Source organism: Ochrobactrum sp. SFR4, assembly GCF_019730395.1.
Lineage (GTDB): Bacteria > Pseudomonadota > Alphaproteobacteria > Rhizobiales > Rhizobiaceae > Pseudochrobactrum.
In genome coordinates this window covers 1-350 of record NZ_JAAPBB010000401.1, presented here as the reverse complement: position 1 = coordinate 350, position 350 = coordinate 1, and the positions used below count along the sequence as shown (strand labels likewise).

General features: G+C 49.7%; 1 protein-coding gene. It reads right to left on the bottom strand.

The window, feature by feature from the left end; translation table 11 throughout:
• On the bottom strand, positions 1-350 hold a 350-nt coding region (zapE, locus tag HBA93_RS19560), incomplete at both ends, for an AFG1/ZapE family ATPase (protein ID WP_221724401.1).

Below are 350 nucleotides of genomic sequence, written 5' to 3'. Positions count from 1 at the left end.
AGACGGTAATCGGTTCTTGAATCCAGATTAATTACGTCTACGCGGGTTTTAAGAATACTGACAAACGGCATGAACAGCTGGCGGTTCAACCCGTTCGGATAGAGATTATCCGGCGCCACATTGGAGGTTGCGATCAGCACCACACCACGCTCAAAAAGCGCTGAGAACAGGCGGGAAAGGATCATGGCATCGGCAATATCGGTCACTGTGAATTCATCAAAACACAAGACCCATGCCTGCTGTGCCAGTGCTTCCGCAACAGGCGGAATCGGATCTTCTTGTTTGGTTTCACCACGTTTCAAGGCTTGGCGATGGGCATTGATACGCTCATGAACATCAGCCATGAAATC